General features: G+C 49.2%; 22 protein-coding genes. 7 read left to right on the top strand and 15 right to left on the bottom strand.

Annotation, left to right across the window (positions count from 1 at the left end; all coding sequences use genetic code 11):
* Positions 1-17: 17 nt before the first annotated feature.
* The 4 genes from KDW_RS04315 to KDW_RS04300 form a co-directional block, all read right to left on the bottom strand.
* Entirely contained in the window at positions 18-1103 is a 1086-nt protein-coding gene (locus KDW_RS04315) for a phospholipase D-like domain-containing protein (protein WP_162004937.1), read from the bottom strand.
* Positions 1104-1248: 145 nt separating this feature from the next.
* Positions 1249-3507, bottom strand: a complete 2259-nt coding sequence (locus KDW_RS04310) for a sodium-translocating pyrophosphatase (protein WP_151754824.1) — start codon at positions 3505-3507, stop codon at positions 1249-1251.
* 258 nt (positions 3508-3765) lie between these two features.
* Complete coding sequence (locus tag KDW_RS04305; protein WP_151754823.1) at positions 3766-5418, bottom strand: putative manganese-dependent inorganic diphosphatase; 1653 nt, start codon at positions 5416-5418, stop codon at positions 3766-3768.
* A 132-nt stretch (positions 5419-5550) separates the two neighbouring features.
* On the bottom strand, positions 5551-7359 hold the full coding sequence (locus KDW_RS04300; RefSeq protein WP_151754822.1) for a M28 family peptidase: 1809 nt from the start codon (positions 7357-7359) through the stop codon (positions 5551-5553).
* Between the two features lie 496 nt (positions 7360-7855).
* Between KDW_RS04300 and KDW_RS04295 the strand changes: the two genes are divergently transcribed.
* Complete coding sequence (locus KDW_RS04295; RefSeq protein ID WP_151754821.1) at positions 7856-9097, top strand: WD40 repeat domain-containing protein; 1242 nt, start codon at positions 7856-7858, stop codon at positions 9095-9097.
* Between the two features lie 26 nt (positions 9098-9123).
* Here the strand turns inward: KDW_RS04295 and KDW_RS04290 are convergent, their stop codons facing one another.
* Positions 9124-10242: a polyprenyl synthetase family protein gene (locus KDW_RS04290; protein ID WP_151754820.1), complete on the bottom strand. Its 1119-nt coding sequence runs from the start codon at positions 10240-10242 to the stop codon at positions 9124-9126.
* 76 nt (positions 10243-10318) lie between these two features.
* Complete coding sequence (locus tag KDW_RS04285) at positions 10319-10813, bottom strand: hypothetical protein (protein WP_151754819.1); 495 nt, start codon at positions 10811-10813, stop codon at positions 10319-10321.
* 307 nt (positions 10814-11120) lie between these two features.
* Between KDW_RS04285 and folP the strand changes: the two genes are divergently transcribed.
* Both folP and KDW_RS04275 read left to right on the top strand, forming a co-directional pair.
* On the top strand, positions 11121-12026 hold the full coding sequence (gene folP, locus KDW_RS04280; protein WP_233097609.1) for a dihydropteroate synthase: 906 nt from the start codon (positions 11121-11123) through the stop codon (positions 12024-12026).
* A 7-nt stretch (positions 12027-12033) separates the two neighbouring features.
* Positions 12034-13458 carry a bifunctional folylpolyglutamate synthase/dihydrofolate synthase gene (locus KDW_RS04275; RefSeq protein WP_151754818.1) on the top strand — a complete coding sequence of 475 codons (1425 nt, stop codon included), beginning with the start codon at positions 12034-12036 and terminating at the stop codon, positions 13456-13458.
* A 48-nt stretch (positions 13459-13506) separates the two neighbouring features.
* On the opposite strand, the gene KDW_RS04270 is transcribed toward KDW_RS04275, so the two are convergent.
* Together KDW_RS04270 and KDW_RS04265 are read right to left on the bottom strand one after the other, a co-directional pair.
* Positions 13507-15111, bottom strand: coding sequence for an asparagine synthetase B family protein (locus tag KDW_RS04270; RefSeq protein WP_151754817.1), 1605 nt, complete (start codon positions 15109-15111; stop codon positions 13507-13509).
* Between the two features lie 61 nt (positions 15112-15172).
* The gene (locus KDW_RS04265) at positions 15173-15445 is read right to left on the bottom strand and encodes a hypothetical protein (RefSeq protein WP_151754816.1); all 273 of its coding nucleotides are present in this window, start codon (positions 15443-15445) and stop codon (positions 15173-15175) included.
* Between the two features lie 516 nt (positions 15446-15961).
* Here KDW_RS04265 and KDW_RS04260 point away from each other — a divergent pair.
* The gene (locus KDW_RS04260; RefSeq protein ID WP_151754815.1) at positions 15962-17023 is read left to right on the top strand and encodes a C39 family peptidase; all 1062 of its coding nucleotides are present in this window, start codon (positions 15962-15964) and stop codon (positions 17021-17023) included.
* Between the two features lie 78 nt (positions 17024-17101).
* On the opposite strand, the gene KDW_RS04255 is transcribed toward KDW_RS04260, so the two are convergent.
* The 3 genes from KDW_RS04255 to KDW_RS04245 form a co-directional block, all read right to left on the bottom strand.
* Positions 17102-17938, bottom strand: a complete 837-nt coding sequence (locus KDW_RS04255; protein ID WP_162004936.1) for a PIG-L deacetylase family protein — start codon at positions 17936-17938, stop codon at positions 17102-17104.
* Between the two features lie 28 nt (positions 17939-17966).
* A complete protein-coding gene (locus tag KDW_RS04250; protein ID WP_151754813.1) occupies positions 17967-18752 on the bottom strand; it encodes a lipoate--protein ligase family protein in 786 nt (261 codons plus the stop codon).
* Positions 18753-19016: 264 nt separating this feature from the next.
* Positions 19017-19490, bottom strand: a complete 474-nt coding sequence (locus tag KDW_RS04245; protein ID WP_151754812.1) for a MerR family transcriptional regulator — start codon at positions 19488-19490, stop codon at positions 19017-19019.
* 380 nt (positions 19491-19870) lie between these two features.
* Between KDW_RS04245 and KDW_RS04240 the strand changes: the two genes are divergently transcribed.
* The 3 genes from KDW_RS04240 (at position 19871) to efp (ending at position 22781) form a co-directional block, all read left to right on the top strand.
* Positions 19871-20668, top strand: coding sequence for a hypothetical protein (locus tag KDW_RS04240; protein WP_151754811.1), 798 nt, complete (start codon positions 19871-19873; stop codon positions 20666-20668).
* 382 nt (positions 20669-21050) lie between these two features.
* Positions 21051-22103 carry a THUMP domain-containing class I SAM-dependent methyltransferase gene (locus KDW_RS04235; protein WP_151754810.1) on the top strand — a complete coding sequence of 351 codons (1053 nt, stop codon included), beginning with the start codon at positions 21051-21053 and terminating at the stop codon, positions 22101-22103.
* A 108-nt stretch (positions 22104-22211) separates the two neighbouring features.
* Positions 22212-22781 carry an elongation factor P gene (gene efp / locus KDW_RS04230; protein WP_151754809.1) on the top strand — a complete coding sequence of 190 codons (570 nt, stop codon included), beginning with the start codon at positions 22212-22214 and terminating at the stop codon, positions 22779-22781.
* Between the two features lie 95 nt (positions 22782-22876).
* On the opposite strand, the gene KDW_RS04225 is transcribed toward efp, so the two are convergent.
* The 4 genes from KDW_RS04225 to rpsU form a co-directional block, all read right to left on the bottom strand.
* The gene (locus KDW_RS04225; RefSeq protein WP_151754808.1) at positions 22877-23107 is read right to left on the bottom strand and encodes a hypothetical protein; all 231 of its coding nucleotides are present in this window, start codon (positions 23105-23107) and stop codon (positions 22877-22879) included.
* A 38-nt stretch (positions 23108-23145) separates the two neighbouring features.
* The gene (locus KDW_RS04220) at positions 23146-23571 is read right to left on the bottom strand and encodes a diacylglycerol kinase family protein (protein ID WP_151754807.1); all 426 of its coding nucleotides are present in this window, start codon (positions 23569-23571) and stop codon (positions 23146-23148) included.
* Positions 23568-24140, bottom strand: a complete 573-nt coding sequence (ybeY, locus tag KDW_RS04215) for an rRNA maturation RNase YbeY (RefSeq protein WP_151754806.1) — start codon at positions 24138-24140, stop codon at positions 23568-23570. Before ybeY ends, KDW_RS04220 begins: the two co-directional genes overlap by 4 nt.
* Positions 24141-24277: 137 nt before the next feature.
* Positions 24278-24466: a 30S ribosomal protein S21 gene (rpsU, locus tag KDW_RS04210; protein ID WP_151754805.1), complete on the bottom strand. Its 189-nt coding sequence runs from the start codon at positions 24464-24466 to the stop codon at positions 24278-24280.
* Between the last annotated feature and the right edge of the window lie 107 nt (positions 24467-24573).

Here is a 24573-nt window from a genome sequence, read left to right as displayed (position 1 = left end):
CCACTGACGCTGTTGTTTTATCGCTCTGCTTGCGAGTTTGACCAATCTTGCTGAAAGGTGTTGCTCAAAGCGGACAGCACGTAGGTATCTGCGACGAGAATGCCCAGCTCACGATTTTGATCGAGCGAGGCCGTTGAGATATTTTCAGAACCGACAAATGCTTTTTTCTGATCGACAACAATAATTTTGGCATGCATATATAACTGCGTATCTTGCCTGACCTGTACCCCACTTTTTTGCATTGCAGTGATGCCAGCGAGGTTATAGTCCTGACCTCCCGTACTGGCAGGAAGGATAATACGTACCTGTACACCGCGCTGTCGCGCCTCTGTGAGCGCCTGCTGAACCTGACTATCCTGCAGCTCTTCAGCTTCAATAGAAAGTGATGTTGTAGCGTGATGGATCAAGGAAAGAAAGGTGCTATGTGAGTTGAGCGGACTGACCACCAGGCGTGGACTCGCGAGTTTGACTGGTATGCGTTGCCAATCAGCATTGAAAATAGCCTGTACCGCTGTGACATCCTGTGTGCTGGTATCGATAATGCCATACTCGCGATTGAGCGTATACTGACTATTGCCAAGGGCTGAAGCAGTAAAATTACAGGTCATGATATAAGCAGTCCGACCATCAATAATCATCCCTTTTTCATGTGTTAAAGCAAACTGAGGATTGCTGGTTCTGGCCTGGATGCCAGCGGCCTGCAGGCGATCCAGCGTCTGTTGCGGAGAGAGTAAACTGCCTCCATAGGGATGCGCTTCAAGCATTACGCGTACCTCCACATGCCGATGAGCAGCATTCTCCAAAGCGCTGATCACTTTTTTATCCGTCAAAAGATACATCTCTAGCCAGATAGATGTTTGAGCATTATTGATAACGCTGGTAATCACTTGCTCGCCTGCAGCTGGTTCAATAAATAACTTGACCCCCTGCGCGCCCACACTGGCTTGAGCCAGCGTTGTATCGCCCGTTTGGGATGGGGAGGACTGATTGCTGCTACTATTGATGCTCTTTTCGCATCCTGTCAGAGGAAGACAGAGAAGAATACAGATGAATACTGGCCATAGTTTGTATTGCATATATTGACGTACCATTGAATGGACCATATTTCCTCCTTGAGATGGGATATATCTGTTATCTATATGCATCCATCATGGTTAAAAGCGGAAAAAAAAGTGACGTTCTCGCTCCCTAAAAAGGGAATCGAGAACGCCGGTAGTGTTTAACTATACGGTTGTGAGATCAGGGATACTAGGGGTGGAGCGCGATAAACAGTGGAGCAAGTACCAGGGTAATCGTACTTAAAAGTTTGATCAAGACGTGTAGTGAGGGACCGGCGGTGTCCTTAAAAGGATCACCAACAGTATCACCAACGACACTGGCCTTGTGGGCCTCGCTATTCTTTCCCATCACGGTTCCCGCAGGATCGTTCCGATCAACCATCTCGCCGTTTGCATTCACACGCAGATAACCGGCTTCGATGTATTTCTTTGCATTATCCCAGGCACCGCCGCCATTATTCAGCACCAGAGCCAGCACCACACCACCCATGGTTCCCACCATGAGTAAGCCAGCTTCCGCCTGTGGTCCTAAAATGACACCAATCAGCACAGGAGTAAAGACCGCTACAATACCTGGCAGGATCATCGCGCGCAACGCACCACGCGTACTGATATCCACGCAGCGCGCATAATCAGGATCCACACGATCTTCCACACGTTCGGCCATAATCTTTGGATTATCACGGAACTGACGCCGAACCTCTTCAATCATACGTTTGGCCGCATCTCCCACAGCTCGAATAGCCAGAGAGCTAAAGAAGAAGATCAGGGTCAAACCAATCAGTGCCGCGATAAAGACCTGGATATTGGCCAGATCGACGCGATAGACTGCCGGATTATGTTTATACGAATAGAGTACATCCAGGTAGGCGCTAAAAAGGAGGAACGCAGCCAGTGCGGCTGAGCCAATGCCATATCCTTTGGTGAGAGCCTTGGTTGTATTGCCGACCCCATCCAGTGCGTCAGTAATATCACGTACAGATTCGGCCTCGCCACCCATCTCTGTAATACCACCGGCATTATCAGTAATGGGTCCAAAGGTATCCATGGCCAGGATATAGGCACAACTCATCAGCATGCCCATTGTCGCCACCGCAGTACCAAAGATGCCACCAACATTGATGACACCAGGATTAATGGCGGCGCTGATAGGAATACTGACCTGACTGCCAAAGAAGAAGGAGAGTCCCAGAGCGGCCGCGATAGCCAGTACGGGGAGTGCGGTACACTCGAAAGCCACGGCCATACCAGTAATGATAGTGGTCGCTGGACCCGTTAAGGTTGAGTTCGCGATTTCGCGCACCGGCCGCCAGGTGCCAGCCGTATAATATTGGGTAATAAAGACAAAGGCGATACTGAGCAGAATACCGACCGTTCCCGCCAGGCCAAACCAGGCCCAGGCTGGCAGGTTATTGCTGCTAATGGCCTGTCCACCCAGCATCAGGTAGCTGCCCAAAAAGACACCGATGACTGAGAGTCCGCAGGTGATATAGTAGCCGATATTCAGTTGTTTCATCGCGATTTCGCCGGGATCGCGGCCTGCCGCTTTATCCGGTTCGATAACCACCGAAGGTCGAACATAGAGCAGACCTACAGCTGAAGCAATCAAGCCGAATGCGCGTACAACGAGCGGAAAGAGGATCCAACCAGGATTTTTGGTGGCGAGGTAGAGGGCAACTCCGAGAATCATGGCGCCGATATTTTCAGCTGCGGTTGACTCGAAGAGGTCGGCACCACGTCCTGCGCAGTCACCAACATTATCACCGACCAGGTCCGCGATTACTGCTGGATTACGCGGATCATCCTCAGGAATACCCGCCTCAACTTTACCAACCAGGTCCGCGCCAACATCGGCTGCCTTGGTAAAGATACCACCGCCTAACTGCGCAAAGAGCGCCACAAAGCTGGCACCAAAACCGAAACCCACGATGAGAGAAGGCACTTTGTCGATGCTATTACCAATACTATAGAGTAAGAAGATCAGGGACACACCCAGTAGCGAGAGGGACACTACCAGGAAACCAGAGACTGCACCACCACGGAGCGAGACCATCAGGGCTTCACCCAGACTACGGGTCGCGGCACTGGCTGTGCGGCTATTTGATTTTACCGCGACATACATGCCAATGTAGCCTGAAATACCTGAACACAATGCTCCAATGAGGAATGCGATCGCTGTACGCCATGCCAGATCAAACTTTGTGGCACTATCTCCACTACTCAGGAGATAAAGGACGGCGGCAACCACAACTGCCGCGACCAGGGAGAGGATAGCAATGGTACGATACTGACGATTGAGGAACGCCATCGCCCCTTTAAAAATGGCGTCTGCAACCTTTTGCATGGCAGGAGTACCGGTATCTTTGCGTAATACATAGCGGGCGAGGTAGCCAGCAAACACTACAGCAAGAACTCCTACTACGATTGGAACCCAGATATAGTTGTTCACGATAAAAATGCCCTCCTTATAGGAAACTAAGAAGAAGTTCAGTGCATATCAACTGTGATAGCAGCAGGGACATCGTGATCGAACCATGGTAGAAGTAAACTACTGAATTCTAACTACAGAACCTGAACGTTTTGAGCTCTACGGTGTATTTGTTAAATTTTAATAATAGCTACTTCTACCTAACAAGGCGAATCCAAGTCGTATCATAGTGTAACATAGTGAATGTTACATTACAAGAGCACGAGCATTATAAGCTAATTACCGTACCTTCGTTGTTTCCGCAAGAATGGCTTCAATGCGTGTAAGCTGTGGTACTACCTGTTTCTTTCTGGAGACCAGGCCTTCCACTTTAATGGAGCTTCCATCGGCTTCCAGTGGGCGATTAAACGCCTCGGCTACCGCCTGTTCTCCCCCACAAATCAGCAGATTACACCGCATATTGATGATATCAACAATCATAAACAGGAATGAAACATAGCCCCGTTCCTGCGCAATATGCCGCATCGTTTCTTTCAGCTCATCTTTGCGGCTTTCAATGCTGGCTGGACTGGCCGTCTCGACGGTACCAACCGCAAATTTCTGATCATGGACGGTAAATTCCTTGAAGTCAGAGGTAATCAGCGCTTCAGCAGGTTTCTCGGCCAGATCTTGAGCGGCGGCTGTAAAGATAGCCTGTCCATATTCTTCAATATCCTCACCCGCGATCGCGGCCAGTTCAGCGGCCACGCGCTCATCGCGTACGGTGCAGGTTGGTGAACGCAGGATCAACGTATCGTAGAGCAGTCCGGCCAACATTAAACCAGCCACATCCTTTGGAATCTCAACATCTGCTTCATGGTACAGTCCAGTAATAATGGTGCCTGTACAACCAACCGGTTCGGCGCGGAAGAGAATGGGTTTGCTGGTATGAACATCAGCGATACGGTGATGGTCGATAATGCCGAGTAACTCGGCCTCTTCGAGACCATCGACTGCCTGTGACTGCTCATTATGATCTACCAGATAGACACGTTTAGGACGAGCTTTAATCAGATCGGTACGCGAAATATAGCCGACAAGTTTGCCATCATCATCCACAACGGGCATTGAGCGCAGGCGTCCTAACGTTGCCTGCACATCACTCATATGATCATCTGGATGGCAGAAAGTAAACTCCTGGTTCATAATCTCCTGAATATTAATACTCAAGTTGATCAGGCGAATGGCCGTAAAAGTATGATGAGCAGTACCAATCACCATAACGCCATGCTTACGTGCGGCAGTCAGGGTGCGCTCAGAAACCAGGAGATCACCGGTAATGACCAGAGCGGCTGCCCCAGACTCAATTGCCATGAGCTGAGCATCCTCGCGGTCCCCAATAATTACCAGACAGCCGGGTTCAATATAATCGACCATGGTATCGGCTTCCATCGCCCCAACCAGCACGCGATTGCCAAGTTGACGGCGACCTTCGACCAGAACGCGGCCTTTAAGTACCCGCACCAGATTATCACGGCGCAGAGGGATACGATTAAGAGAAGAGGGATCCAGATCATTAAAGAAAAGTTTGGCGAGATCATCGTGAGCAATCATGCCTTTAACATAATTGTCCTTGTCGATGACTGGCATGGAGCCCCGCTGGTGTTCTTGAAGGAGCTGACCGGCTTCAAAAACAGGTTGATCGATATACACAGAAATAATACCGCGGCGCATCACATCGCGTACCTGTAAATATACATCTTCAATGGCCTCGGGCGCCTCTACCTGGAAGCGATCGAGCACAAAGCGAATCTCAGGTTTTAGATCTCCATGGCGTACGGGAATTGCCTGGTCTTCACCTTGTGCACGTAGCAAATAAGCATACGCATAGGCAGAAGCCACGGAATCCATATCAGAATTTTTATGTCCCATAACATACATTGGTTTTGTCATATAGTAGATCTCCGGCTCAGGGTCAAGTTTGCTCCTGGTTCTTTTGCAGGATGTTTGGGGTGACCATTTGGTCAACCTATGTCTATTATGAATAGTCTCGTCAAGCTTTTCCAGGTATTGTGACTATATTACTCAATGTTGGTGCCTGCGCTTGAGCAAGATAACGCGGCCAATAATTCCGACCACCAGCAACAAAAGTATTGCGAGTATCAGGAAAAGGAAAGGTTCAGGTATCATAGACTCTTTTTTGTTGGATGACAAGGGGGCGACTGTAGCAGGCTGGGGTACCATTTTATCGGTACCTGTCTGCCCAACGGCAAGGGTTGTCTCCCAAACAGAGCCAGGCTTGAGCAACGTTTTATCCGACATGGTTGCGTCAGGCCGCGGTAACATCACACGTCCATTAGCGCGTGGCATTCCACTCCCATAATATTGCTCATACATATTTGTATAGGTAGGATTGTTGTTGGAGACCGCAATACTTTTACTGATATGCTGGACCCCTGTTGCTGTCTTGACATTGAGCGACAGTTGATACTGTCCATCCCGGGTATAAGTATGGTGGGCTGCCGGGCCAGTGGCACTCTGCCCATCACCAAAGTCCCAGGTATAGCTACGTGTAGCTGGTCGGGTCAGTTCTGTGCTTTGCGCAGACACCAGGAAATTCTGGCCTGTCTGTGTTTTCGCGATATCGCTGATCGTCGTCAGGCTCTGGTTGGAACTGGCGGTCTCACCCAGTATGGCTGGCTGATGGAGCATCCAGGTTGTCAGGAGGGTTGGCAGAGCCAGAGAGAGAGTCAAGGCTGCTGATTGGGTAGTATTGCCAGATGCGAATGTATTCATCATCTGGATCGTATCTGTCGGTTGATCATAGGGATAGGAGGCCTGGGGAGCGTTACCCTGATAGTAGGTCGAGTTTCCTGCAAAGGTCGCACAGGGAATATCTGCCTGGGTAAAGGGTACCTGATCGCTTGAACCCAACGTATCATCTTCCTGTTTCACATAAGAAAGCTGATCATTGGTAAAGATTGGTTGTGCTACATCTTGTTTGTTTGCACCATGATAGGTGAGGCTCTGTATACCAAGGTTGCGTATTTGTTGAAATACGGCTGGTACTGCCCGGCCCATCAACTGCCTGAACTGTATGATCTTTTCTTTTTGCGGACCGTTTACCACTGGTGAGAGCTCAACATAGAAAGGCATCAATGCATTTTGCATCTGACCAAGATAGCGGAGAGGATAGGCGATACCGTTCTGTTCCTCATTAAACATGGCTACGATATTGCTAAGATCGCCATTGACGGTAGAATTGACATAATGGTAAGAGCCATAAAGCCCTTGCTCTTCGGCATCAAAAAGTACAAAGCGCAGGGTCCGTTGTGGTGCCACATGATGCTGTTTCCAATAATTTCCCATTGCCCTGGCAACGCCCAGTTCAATGGCGCAGCCACTGGCATCATCATTGGCCGATTGTGTCGAGGTCGCCATACCATCGTAGTGGCAGCCGATAACCACAACCTGCTCAGGATGAACCGCACCAGGAATAGTTACCTCGATGTTTGAGGCAGGTACCGTCGTTGGTCGACCGCGCCAGCCGCGAATAGGAAAAGCATCGGTCCATGTTGCTGCGCTAAACCCCTGTAGATCCTTGCGCATTTCCTGCGACCAGTAACTGGCAAATTCCTCATGTCCGTTATCCGTAGCCGGGAGATGAGTATCGTAGCCGGCTTCGCGGTGCTGAAATTTCGTTGCCAGCAAAAAAAGTTGTTGATACATATAGTTTGGTTCAACCACAGGTAGGTCATCCGCGACCAGACCATTCTGTGGTATGGTTCTGCTCTGTGCCTGTACTGGAAGACTGCTATTGAGAGCGCTGAAGGGTAAAGCGCTGCATAAAAGCAGGAATACGAAAAAAGCCACCCGTAGAGCACGGTAACTCATGCAATATCTCCTGAACAAATGTCTTTAGATGTTTGCGCTAATCATACCACAGAAGCCAGCAGTTATTCCTGTTCCTTTGCTTCACCTTTCTTTTGGTAGAGATATATGTGTCACTTCTCTGCTTCGCTAGCCTTTTTTACTCATAAAGGTGAAAAAAGAAGAGCCATCGTGATACACTAGACATAGTGAATGATGGATAGGAAGATATCTATGCAGAAATCTGAGATTTTAATAGAGCAAGACACATTAGGTGCAGCGCGTCCGGTCGCGATTGCCCTGGAAGTTCCCGTATCTGTTGTGCTTCCCAGGCTGGTGGACATACTGCAGTTACCAAAAAGTGACTTGTTTGGGAACCCCTGGTTTATACCCTGCGCCATGCGGCCAGTGGTCGTATCCTTCCCGTGGAGAAAACTCTCACCGAGGCCGGGATACTCCCAGGAATGCGTTTGATGCTGGATTCGTCAAGTACTGAAGGTCGTTCTATCTCGATTGCCCTGTGGCACCAGATGCTGTTCCGTTACAGGCGAGAGCGCTGGCTGATCCGACCCTGCATACATCTGATACCCTTTCTGATCAGACCCAATTTCCCGCTCTTTCTCAGGAAGCAGTGCCGGAACCCGTGGATGTCAGTGGTTCTCAGCAGCGAAAAGGCGTATCTCGCCGGGCGTTTTTGCTTACCCTGGGTACGATCTGTGGTGTGAGCGGGGCTGGTGTAGGCTATGCAGCCTATCATAACTGGTTTCAACCCGTAGCTCCAAAAACCATGGCTCCTGTTGTAACTCCTGCAAAGATGCCCACGCAAAAAAACGGGCAGCATGCTATGCCTACGTTTAAAGCCCGGTTAACGTTCACAAAACATCAACAGGCCGTCCGTAGTATTGCCTGGTCACCTATCGGGAATATGCTGGCCAGCGGTGCGGATGATAAGCAAGTCTTTTTGTGGGATATGCAGGGAAACATTCAGCGTACTATTACCCATCCAGCAGGCGTGCATACTCTGGCCTGGTCACCAGATAGTACGCGTCTGGCAACCGGTGCCAATAATCAGGTCGCATTTTGGGATAGTGCCACCGGGAAGCTCCTGACGCGTTCAACGCGACGTCATGTCCAGATGGTTACAGGTCTGGCCTGGGCAACGCAAAATAAAATGCAACTTGTCTCTGTGGGCGCTGACAAACGTGCTGTTATCTGGGATCCACAACAATTTCGTGCGGTGCTTACCTATCAGGGTCATACAAATCCGATCGATGCTGTTTCCTGGAGTACGGATGGTCAAACTGTGGCTACTTCTTCCCAGGGAGGTGCTGTCAGAATATGGAATGCGGTTACCGGGAAGGACACGCATGGTTATTATCTGGATGCCCAGACGGCCATGCGCACACTGGCTTTTGCTCCGAATGGGTCAACCCTGGCTGTGGGTGGGGATGATGGAATTATGCGTATCTGGCAAGCTCTGACCTGTACAAAACAAGCAGGTGTTGTCTGCCAGGATGTGCCCCAGCGGTTGCAGCTTGCTAAAGTACCTTTACGTGCGCTGGCCTGGTCACCAGATGGCCACTTTCTTGCAGTCGGGATCCAGGATGGCACCTTTATTGTCTTACAGGTAACCCAGGGGATGAAACAAGTTTTTTCTCAGAAACTCAATGGCAATGTACATAGCATCACCTGGTCTCCCACCAGTAAGCAAGTTGCCACTGCCACAGGAAACCAGGTGATCGTGTGGGATGTTATCGCATAACCTTCCAGTGTTAGCATTGTATGAAATTAATGGGTAGCTGCCTCGATATACTGAACCATCGTTTTCATATCATTGATCGCGCGCGCTGACACAGGACTAGTGACCTGTGGCACATTGTTCAAGGCTTCGTAGGCTGCATCACACTGTTGTTGCAAGAAGTTGCGACAATATGCCTGTGTCTGTGTGCGTGTAAAAATGTCCAGGACCTGCTCGACCTGCGCGCTGGTTATCGGGCCTTCCTGCTGATAAATCGCCTGCAAGGCTTGTAAATCGTGGGGATTGGCATGTTCCAACGCATGTAAGATGGGCAGGCTTTTTTTGCGTCGATAGACATCACCAGCCTGGGTTTTGCCCAGTTCCGCTGAAGTCGCCCACACACCCAACAAGTCATCGCGCACCTGGAATGCAATACCGATCGCCTGACCAAAGCTAGCCAGACGCTGAATAGCATTCGCGTCGCGTGTGCCAATCATTGCACCCATTTTAGCCGAGCCACGCATCAAAGCAGCAGTCTTGCGGCCAATCATATCGATATACATCGAGACGGAAATATCCTGGCGTTGCTCAAAGCTGATATCCAGATATTGCCCTTCCGCAATCTCCAGAACCGTCTGATCGAGTACGACACCCAGGCGAGCAGCAATATCACCTTCCACGTCGTGCTCCAGAACGCCCCACAAGGCATAGCGAGCCAGACCAAACATCCCATCGCCGGTATTAATGGCCTGTGGAATGCCCCAGACCTTCCACATCGTAGGACGATGACGACGCTCGGTGTCTCCATCTTCGATATCATCGTGAATGAGTGAAAAATTATGTGTCAGTTCAACCGAGACGGCCGCTGGCATGGCGCGTTGCAGGTAACCAGTATCTTCCTCCTCAGCCATACCGGCCAGTCCCCAGGCTCCAACTGCTTCATAAGCCAGCAGGAGCAGGGTTGGCCGTAACAGTTTACCCGGATTACTCCGGGTGGGAGCCAATTGAGCATCGACCCAACCAAGATGATATTGCATTTGCCCATAGTAGGCATCCAGAGCTGCGCCCCCGGATGCGGTAGCAACCGCGCTCAGCATTGTCCGTAGGGCTGTATCAATCGAACGTTGGTGTCGAAGCAACGTAGATTGTAAATTTGTCGATAAGACCATGAATATGACGATACGAGATGGTATAGCGCGTACTCGCTATTCGCCTCGTCCCCCTTTCTCTCCTCAGTATCTCGATTTATGGATGCAGGTAGAAGAAAACTCCTGCGGCTACCGTTCCAATGCCTACCAAAATGCGCGTGACGCCTCGCAGGCCGCCCACACGTCTGAATGGTGAACACATATCGCAGTAGCGATTAATATATTGGTAGCGATGGCCACGTAAACCTTCGCGTGAAATGACCACATCCTCATCTTTGCTTTGCGTATGTAAATCATCACAGATATAGCGACCACAACCATGGCAGTTGGACTGATCCACATAGTGAGCCGTCTTTGAGAGCGACCACTGATCTGGATAGACCTGGGTACCACAGAGATAGCAGACCTGAGTTTGTGCTAGCTTCATCTGTTTTTCAGCACAGGGAGAATGTTGTTGCTTGGGAAAATGCTGCTGACAGAACCCCATATGGCAATCAGGACAGCGCCCGAGTGCTTCTTCATTACATTCATGACAACGACGAGCGGCATTAACACTACGCTGATAGGCTTTTGACTCAGTGGTGTTGCTCATACTATTTTCTTCCCTTGTCATTATTGAGTGATTGCGGCCGGAGCGCAATCGTAGCTGTACAATAAGATATTTTTAAGAACGTGTTTTTTAAGAACCTGTTACCAGGTAGTATAGCACTGGTAGATCTGTGGAGTATAACGAATCAGGCTGCTGAGTTGTTGTCAATCTGCCTAAAAGACCTATAGCAGTGCTTTGTCTCTGCGCGACAGTACCTACTTCTACCTATCGTATCCTGAATGAGAAGATTGAAGCCAGACTGACAGTTGCCCGTGGGTTGAGTGACAAGATATGATGAGGAGAGTTTCTTGTGTCTGAACAGAAGGATGGTTTCATCATGGCATCATTACTGGCAACTACTTTTTCTCCAACACAATGGTCCGATTATCGGATTGAATGGGGGCGCTCTACGTATGTGATGGGGATTGTTAATGCGACGCCAGACTCATTTTCTGGCGATGGTTTACAAACGGATGGCGATTGGATCCAGCGCGCGGTGGCGCAGGCGCAACAGTTCGTGGCGGACGGTGCAACCTTTATCGATGTTGGTGGCGAGTCAACTCGTCCTCACGCTGAACTGGTTACAGCGGCGCAGGAGATTGAGCGCGTGGTTCCCTTGATCCAGGCTCTGCGTGCGGCATTGCCCGCGGAGATCATCATCTCTATTGATAGCTATAAAGCTGAAGTAGCCGATCAAGCATTGATAGCGGGGGCTAATATAATTAATGATATCTGGGCCCTCCAGCAGGATCCTGCAATGGCCGAGGTCGCGCGTGCACATGGCGTGCCAGTGGTGCTGATGGCGAATATGCGTGGATATCAAAAACATGAGATTGTTAGTGATGTGACCCGTTTTCTTTCCACTGCGATCGATCGAGCGCTGGCAGCAGGGATTGCCTGGGAGCATATTATTATAGATCCAGGTATTGGTTTTGGCACCACTCCGGAAGAGAACCTGACCCTGTTACGCCGCCTGGGTGAGTTGCGTGTGCTGGGACGCCCTTTACTGCTGGGAACCTCACGTAAATCGACGATTGGACTGGTGCTCGGTGGTTTGCCTCCGGCCGAACGCATAGAGGGTACTGCCGCCACCGTTGCGCTGGGTATTGAGCAGGGTGCTGATATTGTGCGGGTTCATGATGTACGCGAGATGATGCGTGTGGTCAAAATGAGCGACGCGATTGTACGTGGAACTTTTCAGCAGTCCCTGATATGAGAGGGTGATGATGATGAATTACACTGAAGCATTAAATTATATTTATGGCTTTACCGATTATGAACGGAACGGCAAATATACCCGTGATCGTAATGAGAATATGTTGCGTGAAGTCGAACTCCTGAAGCGTCTGGGAAATCCTCATTTGCAGTATAGTAATACGTTGATCGCAGGCACTAAAGGCAAAGGTTCTACCGCAGCATATATTGAGCGTGTGTTACGTGAAGCTGGCCTGCGCACTGGATTATACACCCAGCCGGACCTGCACACTTTTCGTGAACGTTCCCAGTGCAATGGCCACCTGATCACAGAACAAGAGGTAGCCGCGCTGGTTCCAGAGATCAAAGCCGCAGTTGAGCAGATCGAGGCCAGTCAGGAATATGGTCCCTTTATTACCTATGAAGTTGGTACCGCCCTGGCTTTCCTCTATTTCGCACGCCAGCAGGTACGGCATGCGGTCGTAGAAGTTGGCCTGGGTGGGCGTCTGGATGCGACGAATGTGACGCAGCCGCTGGTTTCGGTTATCACCTCGATAAGCTACGACCATATGAGCATTCTTGGCGATACCCTTACCAAAATCGCCACTGAAAAAGCTGGTATTATCAAACCCAATGGGATTGTAGTAACTTCGGCGCAGGCTCCTGAAGCCCTGCTAGCCATTGCCGCGATCGCTCGCCAGCGCAACGCTCGTATGATGCGCGTTGGACCTGATGCCGTGGATCTGGCAGAGGCCGAGGTCAGGGCAGGTAACTTGCTGCCTTTTAGTTATCGCTATCAGATCCACGAGCAAAACGAACACGGCCAGCGTTTCTCGATTCAGACTCCGGCAGGAACCTATGCTGATCTATGGACACCATTGATTGGTGAGCACCAGGTCGAGAACGCCACGGTTGCGGTTGCTACACTAGAGGAGTTGCGGCAGAAAGGGATTGAATGGGATGAGGAGGCCCTATATAAAGGCCTGGCCTCGGTTCATTGGCCTGCGCGTATACAGGTCGTCGGCCATGAGCCCACTATAGTTGTCGATGGCGCTCACAACGCCGACTCGATGCAAAAGTTGCTGCTAGCCCTGCGCTCAACTTTTGAACCACATCGTTTGATCTGTGTTGTAGGTGTCAATAAAGACAAAGATATATCTCGTATGTTGCAGGAATTAGCCAGCATTGATAGCATCGTGCTCACACAGGCGAATAATCCTCGTGCGATGAAACCCGAAGAGTTGCAACAACTGATGGCTGAATATGCACCGGACGTTTCTGTCCAGTTAGCAGACACCTGTGAACAGGCTCTGGATCTTGCCTGCGATCTGGCTGATTCTTCAGATCTGATCTGTGCTACCGGGTCTCTTTACCTGGCAGGTGAAGCGTTACGCTGGGCGGCCAGCCATGGCAATGCTACCGCAGCCGATGAGATTGAAGGAGTTGATCATTAGGATTGATGAAAGAGCGCCATGGGTAGTTTAGCTACGGGCGCTCTTTTTTTATGCCCATTCCTCGATGCCAAACAGGACACAGAATAACTGCGTGGTAAAGACAAAGATCAATGCTTGATCTGTGATCCAATCTCCTGCTGCGCGTGGCTGCAGTGCCTGGATATTAGTGAAATTGAACAGGTCCAGTTTTTGGATGGCTGCTGGTGACAATACTTGTTGCAGCAGTTCATTTTCTTTATGCCTGGATATCTGTAATGATGGTGTTGGCAGCAAAAGTGGCAGGGCTGCAGGCACATTTGATAACCTGGGGATATGGCGTTTGATCATCTTAACCATGCTCTTCCTATAGTTAAGATCCTGTGCCAGCGGTTGTGCCAGACTGATCAGCGTCTCCATGACTGCTGGCTGCAGATATGGTGAGCGTATGATCATCTGTTCTTGCAGTGCTAGCTGGTAGAAGGGCTGAACCAGTCTATCCGCAAGATTGATATGCAGATCCAGATAGTGCATGCCCAGATTGTGATCTGTATATTGCTGTGCGTGGCGCTGGAGCTTGCGCGCATGCAAGGTATCCTCCCAGGATTCACTGGATTGCAGCAGTTGATGAGCCGCTGGTGACCAGATTTCTTCAAGTTGTTGCATCAGCAGTGGCTGCGTCAGCTGGCGCTGGGCAGCTAACAGATCAGTTGTGTTATTCATGCTCGCAGGGAGACGTTTACTGGTTAATCCCATCAGCGTTTGTGCCCCCAGGGCACTGAGAGCCACACGAGCCCCTGTTTCCATTGAACTCGTATGTAGCAACTGGTGAATTGCCAGGCCCCGGCTATCGCAGCAAGGAGACTCTAAGCCGAGGAGGGTGGCCTGCCAGTATTCTGGTTGATCTACACCAGTAATGGCCAGTAGCGGGGAACTATACTTGTCGGTAACTGCCTGGATGTTTTGCCAGGCTCTATCGTTCAGTGGCTGATCGTGTCCCAGGGTCGCCAGTGGCACCGCCGTCTGTTTGTATTGTGAGGCCAGTGCGGCAACCAATAGTGATGCCCGATCCCCATTCACCAGCGCCACCAATTGTTCATGGGATGGTAGGAGGTCCCGGGTGGTCTGGGAGAGCAAGCCATCTAGCTTTTCGAAATTGGTGCCTGGCGAGTCAGGGGTTTCTAACACGAAGTCACTGGCATGATTGAGCACCACTTTTGTATGTTGCCAGCGCAAAATTGAGCCGGCAGGTACCACGTGAATATCTTTAAATGCCGTCCAGGGAGCTGGAATAGAACCATACTGGACCAGCGCAGTCAGTGCCGCTATATGTAAGCGTCTGGGCACCCCTACCGCGAGCAGAGCTTTGATTTCGCTGGCAAAAAGAAGATTTCCCTCTGCTGGCCAGTTCTCGACATAGTATAGAGGATGCAGGCCCGAAAGCGGCCGGCGATAAACCAGCGTTCGACGATCGGGCACCCAATCCAGCACAGCTGGCTCTTTCTGTTGCATTGTATACGCTGTATCGGAAAATGCAATCAGACCAGCACCCGGTTGGATGGTGCTGGCTGGCTCTCCACCGTGGCTGGCCAGGACACCACCCATGGCTGTAAGCGTCTGCTCAATGGCCTCTTGTGGCACCTGTTCGCCGGTTAACCATCCTGCAAGTACAGGCATCTGTTCCTTGCCTTTCTTTTCTCGATTGGAGGTACAGCCTTACAGGCTAGCGATCTGTGCGCTAACGATTATTGCCCAGGGGAACATCCGAGCGACGGATCCAGCGTTTCTGTGCATAGACATACGTATCATCACGATCATAATACTCATTGGTCAGATCACACTCGGTCCACACGGCGCTAGTACCTTCTTCTTCATTTTTTTTGATCACGGCGCTGATCACATCAGGACCTTCTGATCGATCCAGGCCAGGAAACAGTTCATCCGTGACATCCCCATCAATTTCAATCGACTGATTTTTTTGTGTTCCGCGTAAAATATAGTAGACGTACATAGTTCTCCCTCTTTTGCTGCATCACTTGTCGAGCCTGCAAATTGTAGCAAGAAGCGCGTTCATTTTTGATGTGTTGCTTTGCTCACTAGAAATAAAACACCTAGATCATATCATGATCCCGAGCGTCTGTTAAGCCACAGAGAGACAACAAAAAATCTCCTCGAATAGTTGTGCTTATAATGTCCTATAGTCTTGTATTGCAATGTTAGCCGTGAGAGAGCAGCCTTCACGTTTTTTTCTGCAAGATCCTGCCATGTTAAATTACTATTTTTTAATGTAGATAGCTGTATTTGATTGCAATTTTGATGGCATCCACCTGTTTTGTATGGTATACTAATAAAGATTTATGCTAGCTCGATACCTGTATTGAAGCGGTCTCCGCCCATATTGTTGAGGTGCGAATTACATTCTGGCTACCCGGGTTGGAGTCGTAGCAATTGTCAGATATAGTTATAGATGATTATCTGTCAACATTGTATAAAAAGTGAGTTTCTTTTACATATCAGGGAGTTGTGAATGATTATTGTCCTGCTGACGTTGTTGGGTATTGCTTTGACACTAGTTGTTGCAGGCTTGTTTCTGTCGCCCAGAACGCAAACCTCCAACCGTCGCGATATCTCATACGCGTCTCGTAATGAGGCCCGACAGCGACTATATGGTAGGTCTGGTGGTCAGGTATACGGTGGTGGTAAAAATACGCAGTTACAGCAAACCGCCCGTGCTCAGCGCTCAGCCCGTGTACAGCAACCCCAAATGCGCTATACCTATGAGACCTATGATTTCGCGGAATCTGCCGCGCCAGTCGCAGGCACCTGGTCCCGCTTTTTTTCGCTGCTCGATGTCAGACAACTTATCCAACCACGCCAGGGAGAGCCTACCCCGTGGTTAGGAATGTGTTTAATTTTAGTGGCTTTGTTTGGCTTTGGAATCATTTCATTACAGCCATTGCTCTTTGCACCTTCCAGTTCTATTCAATCGTTCTGGAACGTAACGATGCCAGATACCTCCAATAATCCAGCGCCAAAGGCAGGCTCAAAGCCTGTCACGCAACCTTCACAGCCGCTCTTTGCCGGTGTGTCTGGCGCATCGAAAGCTTTGTTACGTGTCAATCAGATGTCAGTTGAGCAGTATACCTCTCAAAATGAATTTGACCAATGGGCGGCATCCGCTTGTTCAGCCGCAGCTATGACCGAAGTCATCAACTCTTATAAAAGTGGCTCTCATTTCCGTGTGACTGACATTTTAAAAGTCGAGTCCAACCTGCACCAGATTACGCCTGAGAGCGGTTTATTGCAGCCGAGTGGTATCGATATAACCGTCGACAAATTCGGTTTTAATGCCACGCACTTAAACAATCCTTCGCTTGATGAAGTGCTCAAAATCGCCAATCAAGGCCACCCGGTGATCGTAAGTTTCCCACCCTCACGTGTTCCAGGCGGGCATATCCTGGTCCTACGGGGTGGTCAGGGAAACAATGTCTATCTGGCTGACTCCTCAATTTTAAATCAAACCATGATGTCCAAGCAGAAATTCCTCTCCCTCTGGGGTGGTTTTGCTGTTGTTGTGACCCCCAAATAGCAGAAAAGCAGTCAGGCAGAACACAAACAAGGCTGGTTCCGCATATGGAACCAGCCCTGTTTGTATTCTGCCCTTGCGTTATTCTTCGCTGCCAGGCAGGGTAGTTGTTTTGGGTTCTGGTGGAATATGCAGCTTCATGCGGCGGAAAGATTCGGCATAGCGCATCTCCAGGCCCTTTTTCTCTTTAGCCTCTTTCGCCACACTGGCGGCTCGATCGCGCATGCGCGCAGCCATACGTTCAGTATCTTCTGGATTAAATTGTGAAGCATGGCACATCAGTCCCTGCCCCTTTTTCTCGATGCTCTCCGTAACATCTACATAGGTGTTGGTCTGCAAGGTACCGAAGAAATACACTTCGTGTACGCGGTAGGGTTGTAGACCTTCAGCCAGTAGTTCTCGGAAGGAGCGAGGATTGCCCGCAAACGGAAAGATAGAATCCACAACAATATTCCCTACTGCGCGGTGGTCTGGATGATTCAGATAACCGGTTGCATCTGGTTTTTCATCTGGATCAGGAGCCATGATATGGGATGTAGGATCATGTGTGAAGATGACGCGTGGACGATATTTGCGAATGAGTTTGACCACATTGCGGCGTACATCCTCGGTATTAACCAGGTGACCATCACGATTGCGCAGAAACTCAACGGCTTGTACACCGTATACTTCAGCCGCAGCGCGTTGTTCCTGCTCACGGAGCAGCATCAACTCTTCATCGCTCTGACTGGGAATCTCACTACCTTCTGTGCCATCGGTCATAACGACCCAGACAATCTTTTTGCCCTGACTGGCCCATAATGCGCAGGTTGCGGCAGTTCCAAAGTCATTATCATCAGGGTGTGCCCCGATTACCATCGCCTCATAATCTGGCTCAGTCAACATCTCGACTGCGCCCTCAGCTGTTCGATCTCCCATTGTATGAAAAAAAACCTTTCGTCTAAATTTAAAGAGAGGATAGTGGATCAACCACAAAACGCTGACGCTCATCTGGAATGAGGACGCGTTCAAATGCGCTGATTACCTCGTCACTAGTGATAACACGTCCAAGTAGGGTATCTAATCCCACCGCACGATCCAATAAGCCTTTTTGTAGCGTTATTTGTTCATCTGGTGTATGACCGAGCAGATGTGCTAATACTTGGGTGTCCCATTGCAAGAGTACGCCTGCCTGCAATAAACTACCCGTGCGCCGCCGAATCATATCAAAGCCAACTACTTTGCGCTGTCCCACCACAACTTCATAGGGGGAGAGCGAACCATAGCAAGCGCGGTTCATCAATAACTCGTATTCACGTGTTTCTGGTTGCTTGCGTAAGGCACGTTGGGCATGAGCCTCCGCCGGTGGTACGACGCGTGTGGTGACACCTAATTGTGCCAGCGCGGCCACCCAGGTTTCTCCAAACCAGCGATAAGATTCAACCAGATCTGGTAATTGGAGAGGATGATCGGCAGGCAAGATGACATCCAGACTAAGCAGAGTCGGACCAACCAGTACTGCGGTCCCACCAGCGCGCCGATGATAAATAGGCAGTGATCCCGCTAGCAAAGCGGCAGGATTGATCACCGTTTGCTTTTGGGAAAACCCGAGTACCAGTCCGGCTGGCTCGGCAATAGACCAGAAAAGAGTCGCGGGATCGCCAGCCTGGACAGTCGTCAGCAGGTGTTCACCCTGCTCAATATGCCGTTGTTGGTCTGCAATTGTCAATGGATAGATGAGCCAGTTACTCATAGAGCCTTTAATACATTTTCTTTTTGCTTTATCCTCTGGCGATCTTTGATCAGCATCCAACAACAACCGTTGTCCTGGCGCTAATCCGTAGGCCAGCCAGAGAAGGGTTTATATTTGACCATCCTTAACTGTGATCATATCTTGAGACGACCATCAGCAGGCCTGGTATGGCAAAGATACTAGTATGAATGCTCCTGATTTTATCACGCACGCCGCTTGCTGTCACGACCTGATGTATTGAGCTTGCTAACAGCCCCGACAAGCTCAGGAATTCTGGAGGATAGAACGTTTGTGAGTATGTTTCTCTAAACGTTGGAGTAATTGGTGGCGCATCTGTTCCAGCCCATTGATTTTTTGCTCAACCAGTGTAAGTTGCTCCTGAATCAGTTCATCGGCGCGATCTAGCTGAGCGATTTTTTGTTGCACATCAGTCTGCTGAAGGAAAGCTGTTCTTACCTGCTCGCGTTCATCCTCAGCCTGCAAGAACTTACGGATATCACCGAGTGAAAAGCCCAGCAACTCACGTAGTGACTTGATATACAGAATACGCTGAAGATCATCTTCAGTGTAGCGGCGGTAATTTCCCTCGGTTCGTTCTGCCTGGGGCAGCAATTCCATCTCTTCATAGTAGCGTAGGGTACGCTTGGTTAACTGCGTCCGTGTCGCAACCTGTTCAATTGTATAATAAGTTGCTTCAGCTTTATGCGGATCTGGTGAGATATCTTCTGGGTGCGTCATAATTACGCAAACTTTCTTATTCGTATAGTCTGAGATGAAACAATCAAATAGCTTTCCCAATACTATGGAAATCAGGAAGCTAGAAAATTCACTTACGCTGATTATTGTAGCACAACTTTAACGTGAACGTCAATGTTAGAACAAAAAGTTTGTTGAGCATAACAGCCAGATCGATAGGATAAGGCTCTTCTTATTGGAAGAGGTATGGTAAAATGATGAGTGTAACAATCCGTAAGGCCCTCGCACTGGCTATTGGACATGCGAAATATTCCTTTGGAAGTGTCAGGCGTCAGAAAATAGCGATATATCTATAACGTTATGCAGGCAATTGAATTGAGAACGGCGTTGTTTTCGTTGTTTTGATGCAAGGGATAATTGATATGCACGACACATTATCCTCCCTGGTTGAGAGGGCGGTGACAGGCCATCATCGACCCTTAGAGTTTTACCTGCGTGAGCACAGTCGCCTTCCAGGGCCACGCGCCAATCTGGAATTAGCCAACGATCTGGCCTATTTATTAGCGTCTGCTAGCTCCAAACATCCAGATACTGTTCTTTCTTTGATTCATGCATTTTCTAATGGCAATCGGCAAACCCTGATTGATAACACCCCGGCGGAGTTTGTGATGCTTTGTGGCATCGTGTCTGCCGGAGCCTGTGCGGCTGTACGCAGTGAATGGCGAGAGCAAGTTATTGAAATGCTTGGTCACTATGCCTGTAGCTCTTCCTGGCGTGTCAGAGAGGCTGTGGCGACCGCCTTTCAGCATCTTTTGACTGCGGATGCCCAGAAGATATTACCATATCTCTCTCGACTGGCCGTCAGCAAAAACTTCTTGCAGCAGCGGGCAGCAGTGGCAGCTATTGCTGAACCACGTCTTTTGTATGTACCAGAACTGGCCGAAAACGCGCTTCTCTTGCAGCGAACTGTCTTTGAGCATTTGAATAATACTCCTGCGACAGCGCGTAAATCTGAAGATTTTCGTATTTTACGGCGGGCCTTAGGTTATACTCTCAGCGTGGTTACCGCAGTGCTGCCAGAGCAGGGTTTTGCGCTTATGTGTGAGTGTGCGCTCTGGAATGATACAGACATCAATTGGATTTTGCGCGAAAACTTGAAAAAGAAGCGGCTGGCAAAATTTTCGCATGAGATTACTGCAGTGATGGACCTGCTGGCATAAACACCACAATGTTATTTATGGCGAGCGTTCCTCCACATAGTGTTGCGTTTATAAACAAAAGAGGAAATAACGTCGTTTGTGTTTATGCAGGAAAGGCAGGGATTGCGAGATCAGGTTGTCTATGGTATCATGACACGCTGAGATGAATGAGCGTACGTGCCAGGCTTTGTACTCTAAAAAGAGGCGTGGCAACTGGTTGTACTTGCTTATGTGTAATGCTGGACAGCCACTTCGCCTTTTTCCTCTACCTGACGAAGATCAGGGTATGTACAGTAAAAAACCTATCCATGCTCCATACCGATAGATGTGTTTGTGGTGTCGGGCAGCGATATATGCTGGCTCCATGTGTAGAGCAGAGTAATCAGCAAGAAATTTGGAATACATGTCAGATCTTTTCTATGCAATGACGATGCCAGGATTGGAAACACTGGCTTTTAGTGAGATTCGTGCAACGATACCTGATTCTGAACTGGTAAAATTTATGCGCGGCATCGCACTCTTCCGTCTGACGACCTCACCTGAAAATCTGTTGGATTTGCGTACCACTGAAGACGTTTTTGCTACTCTGGCCCATATCAAAGGGCTGCGTCGTGGTCAAGATGCGTTGCGTGTTTTACATAGTGCTACGTTAAATGCGGATCTGGTGGGTGCGATTGCCAGTTGGAGGCGTGCACACCATGGTGCGAAACCACGTACATGGCGCGTTGTCAGTCAGATGTCTGGCTCATATGATTTTCGCCGCATGGATGGCGGACAGGCTGTGATCGATGCCTTACGTAAAACGATGCCACGTGGGATACGCCTTGTTGAGGATGATGCTGATCTAGAGATCTGGCTCTGGCTTGGTGGTAACGACGTCCTGATTGGATTGCGCCTCAGCAATGCTACGATGCGCCATCGACAATACAAGCGAGAGCATCTACCAGCCTCCCTGCGCCCGACTGTGGCTGCTTCTATGAGTTGGCTATCCCGTCCCACTGCTGAAGATATCGTCGTAGATCCACTATGTGGTGCAGGCACGATCTTGATTGAACGAGGCCTGCTAGCACCATCTCAGCGATTACTAGGTGGTGATATACGAGAACAGGCTATCACGCTGGCGCGGCGCAATGCCCGCTCGGCTGATGTGGATACGACGTGGAAAGTCTGGGACGCGCGTGAGCTACCCCTCGAAGCCTCAAGTGTCAACCGCATCATTACTAATCTGCCGTTTGGTAAGCAGATTGGTACACGTGCAGAGAACGAAGAGTTGTATACTGCATTAATACAAGAGTTCGACCGTGTGATGGGTCCCAATGGCTTAATGGTTTCATTAACCAGTGAAGACCGCCTGTGGGATACTATTCTACAGGAACATGGTTGGCGTACACAGAAAAAAGTTGTCTTCGTGGTACTCGGTCAGCCTGCCAGTATTTTTGTATCTGAACGAGCGTAACCAGCGTGGGCATAAATAGAGCCAGCAGTTTATTCCGAAAAGTTCGCGTACTAACTTCTGGCTCAGATAACTGAAAAAAACTCAAGTAAGAGAGAGGAGATTACTCCCTTGGCTAATGCAACTACCACCGATTTTCGCAACGGTATGGTGATCCGCTATAACAATGATCTCTGGACCATTACAGAGTTCCACCATGTCAGTCCAGGTAACTGGCGTGCTTTTGTACGGACTCGCTTGAAGAATCTCAAAAACGGACGCGTGATCGAACAACGTTTCCGTGCAGGTGAAGAAGTTGATGAGGTACGCGTTGAGCACCAGAATTGGCAATTTCTCTATGTCGATGGTGATGATTATGTCTTTATGAATACAGCGACCTTTGATCAGCAGCCGATTGCGAAAGAAATGCTGGGTGATGCCATTAAATTTCTGAAAGAACAAGATGAAGTAGAGATGCTTGTTGATGGCGAAAATATTATTGCTGTCCAGTTGCCAAATTTTCTGGAACTCGCCGTTGAGAGCGCTGAGCCAGGTGTGCGCGGTGACACTGCGAACAACGTGACCAAACCCGCAACCTTGGAGAGTGGTGCAGTGGTCAACGTACCGCTTTTTGTCAATCCTGGTGATCGTATTCGGATAGATACACGTACTGGTCAATATGTCGAGCGCGTAAAGCAGTAAAATATTTGCATATATACCCTATAAAAATGCACATCAACAGTGGACCAGCCCATTGTTGATGTGCATTTTTTTCTTGTCATATGTAAGAAAATACATTAGCGTTTGTGTGCAACCAGGTCGCGTAGATACGTAAATATACCCGGGAAAAAGAAAATGATCAATAGCAGGGCTGCGAAGGCGAGAATGGTTGGCAGGGTTTCAATCAAAGCTTGTCGTCTGTGTTCGCGAGGATTTCTTAAGACACGTAGCAGAATAATGGCAGCAACCACAATGATTGCAACGATCCACAATAGCAGAACTATCATTGGATTTGAAAGCAAAGACATTCCAATAAACTTCTTTCTACGCTAAGAGTGGCCCTGTATTATTGATGGAAAAATAGTCCCCATAGATGGGGTCCGAAAATGCATAGACCAATAATGATCGACAGAATGGCATTTGCCAATACGGCTCCTGCCGCCACATCTTTCGCAATTTTTGCCAGTGGATGGTAGGTGGGCGAGGCCAGATCTACGCAAAGTTCAGCCACTGTATTGAGCATCTCCGTGATAAAGACGCCACTAATCGCAATAAAGATAATTGCAAATTCGAGAGCGGAAATACGCAAATATATACCCAGCACAATGACCAGGATCGCAATGATAACATGTACACGGGCATTGTGCTGGGTACGGATGGTATACCAGAGCCCCTGAAAGGCATAGCCAAAACCGGCAATAAATTTCCTGAATCTATCAGTCAACGTTTGCTTATCTCCTGAAGATTCTGGCGGTTCCGTTGACTGATTCATGCACGATATGCCTTTTGTCCCATTGTTTGCAAGACTGCTTGTTGAATACCCACCATGGCCTGGTACCCAGCTTCTGTCTGATCATCATAACCAATCAGGTGCAGAACGCCATGGGAGAACAGGTAAATTAATTCAGTCAGATGATCATGACCTGCGGTCTGGGCCTGAAGCAGAATGGTTGGCCAGGAGATTACAATGTCACCTAGATTGGTAAGCATACCTGGAGGTGTCACGAAGGCGGGGGTTGACTGCTCTGCCCCAGCGCCCTCTTCTATCTGTGGTGTCCATAATTGATCTTCTGGTGCTTGCACGATTGGTTGTTCTAACAAAGGAAAAGAAAGAACATCAGTTGCTTTATCCTGTTCACGATACTGCTTATTCATATCTTGAATGCCCGCATCGTCAGTAATCAGTAAGGTTAGCATCACGGGCAGTGTGATGCCCGCCAGCTGTAAGGTATTGATCACCACACTATCCAGATTGATAGTAGAAAGAGCTTGCTCTACTTGCTTATTTTGTTGCTCATCATTTAAATTCACATAGAGCTCAATGGATGGGTGTGCTTGCATAAAAAAAGATTCCTCGAAATAGAAGGGTAGCGGAAAGGTTTTATCCGAGGCACTATGAGCGTTAGTGGTGAATGCTATAGTGCCTCTTAAACCAGGCTTTGTCGTAGTTTGTACACACGAGTAATGAGCCGCTGGCTTTAACTATTAGCTTTGCGAGCAAGCTTACGCAGTCGTGCGGCAGCTTTTCTTTTGCGCTTTACGCTCGGTTTCTCATAGTGCTCGCGGCGGCGCGCCTCAGCGAGGATACCATCCTGCTGAATTTTGCGGTTAAAGCGTTTCAACGCCGTCTCAAACATATCTTTCTCACCGATTCTTACTTCTGACACCAGATCCCCCCCTCTCCTGGCCTGTTTTCGAAATAGACGTGGCAGTTGTAGTATTGCCCACATCTCTTTCGTGGACCTGCGCAGAAATTATAGTTTAGGCTTTTCAA

The sequence above is a fragment of the Dictyobacter vulcani genome, assembly GCF_008974265.1.
In the GTDB taxonomy this organism is placed as follows: domain Bacteria; phylum Chloroflexota; class Ktedonobacteria; order Ktedonobacterales; family Ktedonobacteraceae; genus Dictyobacter; species Dictyobacter vulcani.
Note: the sequence above shows the minus strand (reverse complement) of the source record. Positions and strands in the feature narration are given on the sequence as shown.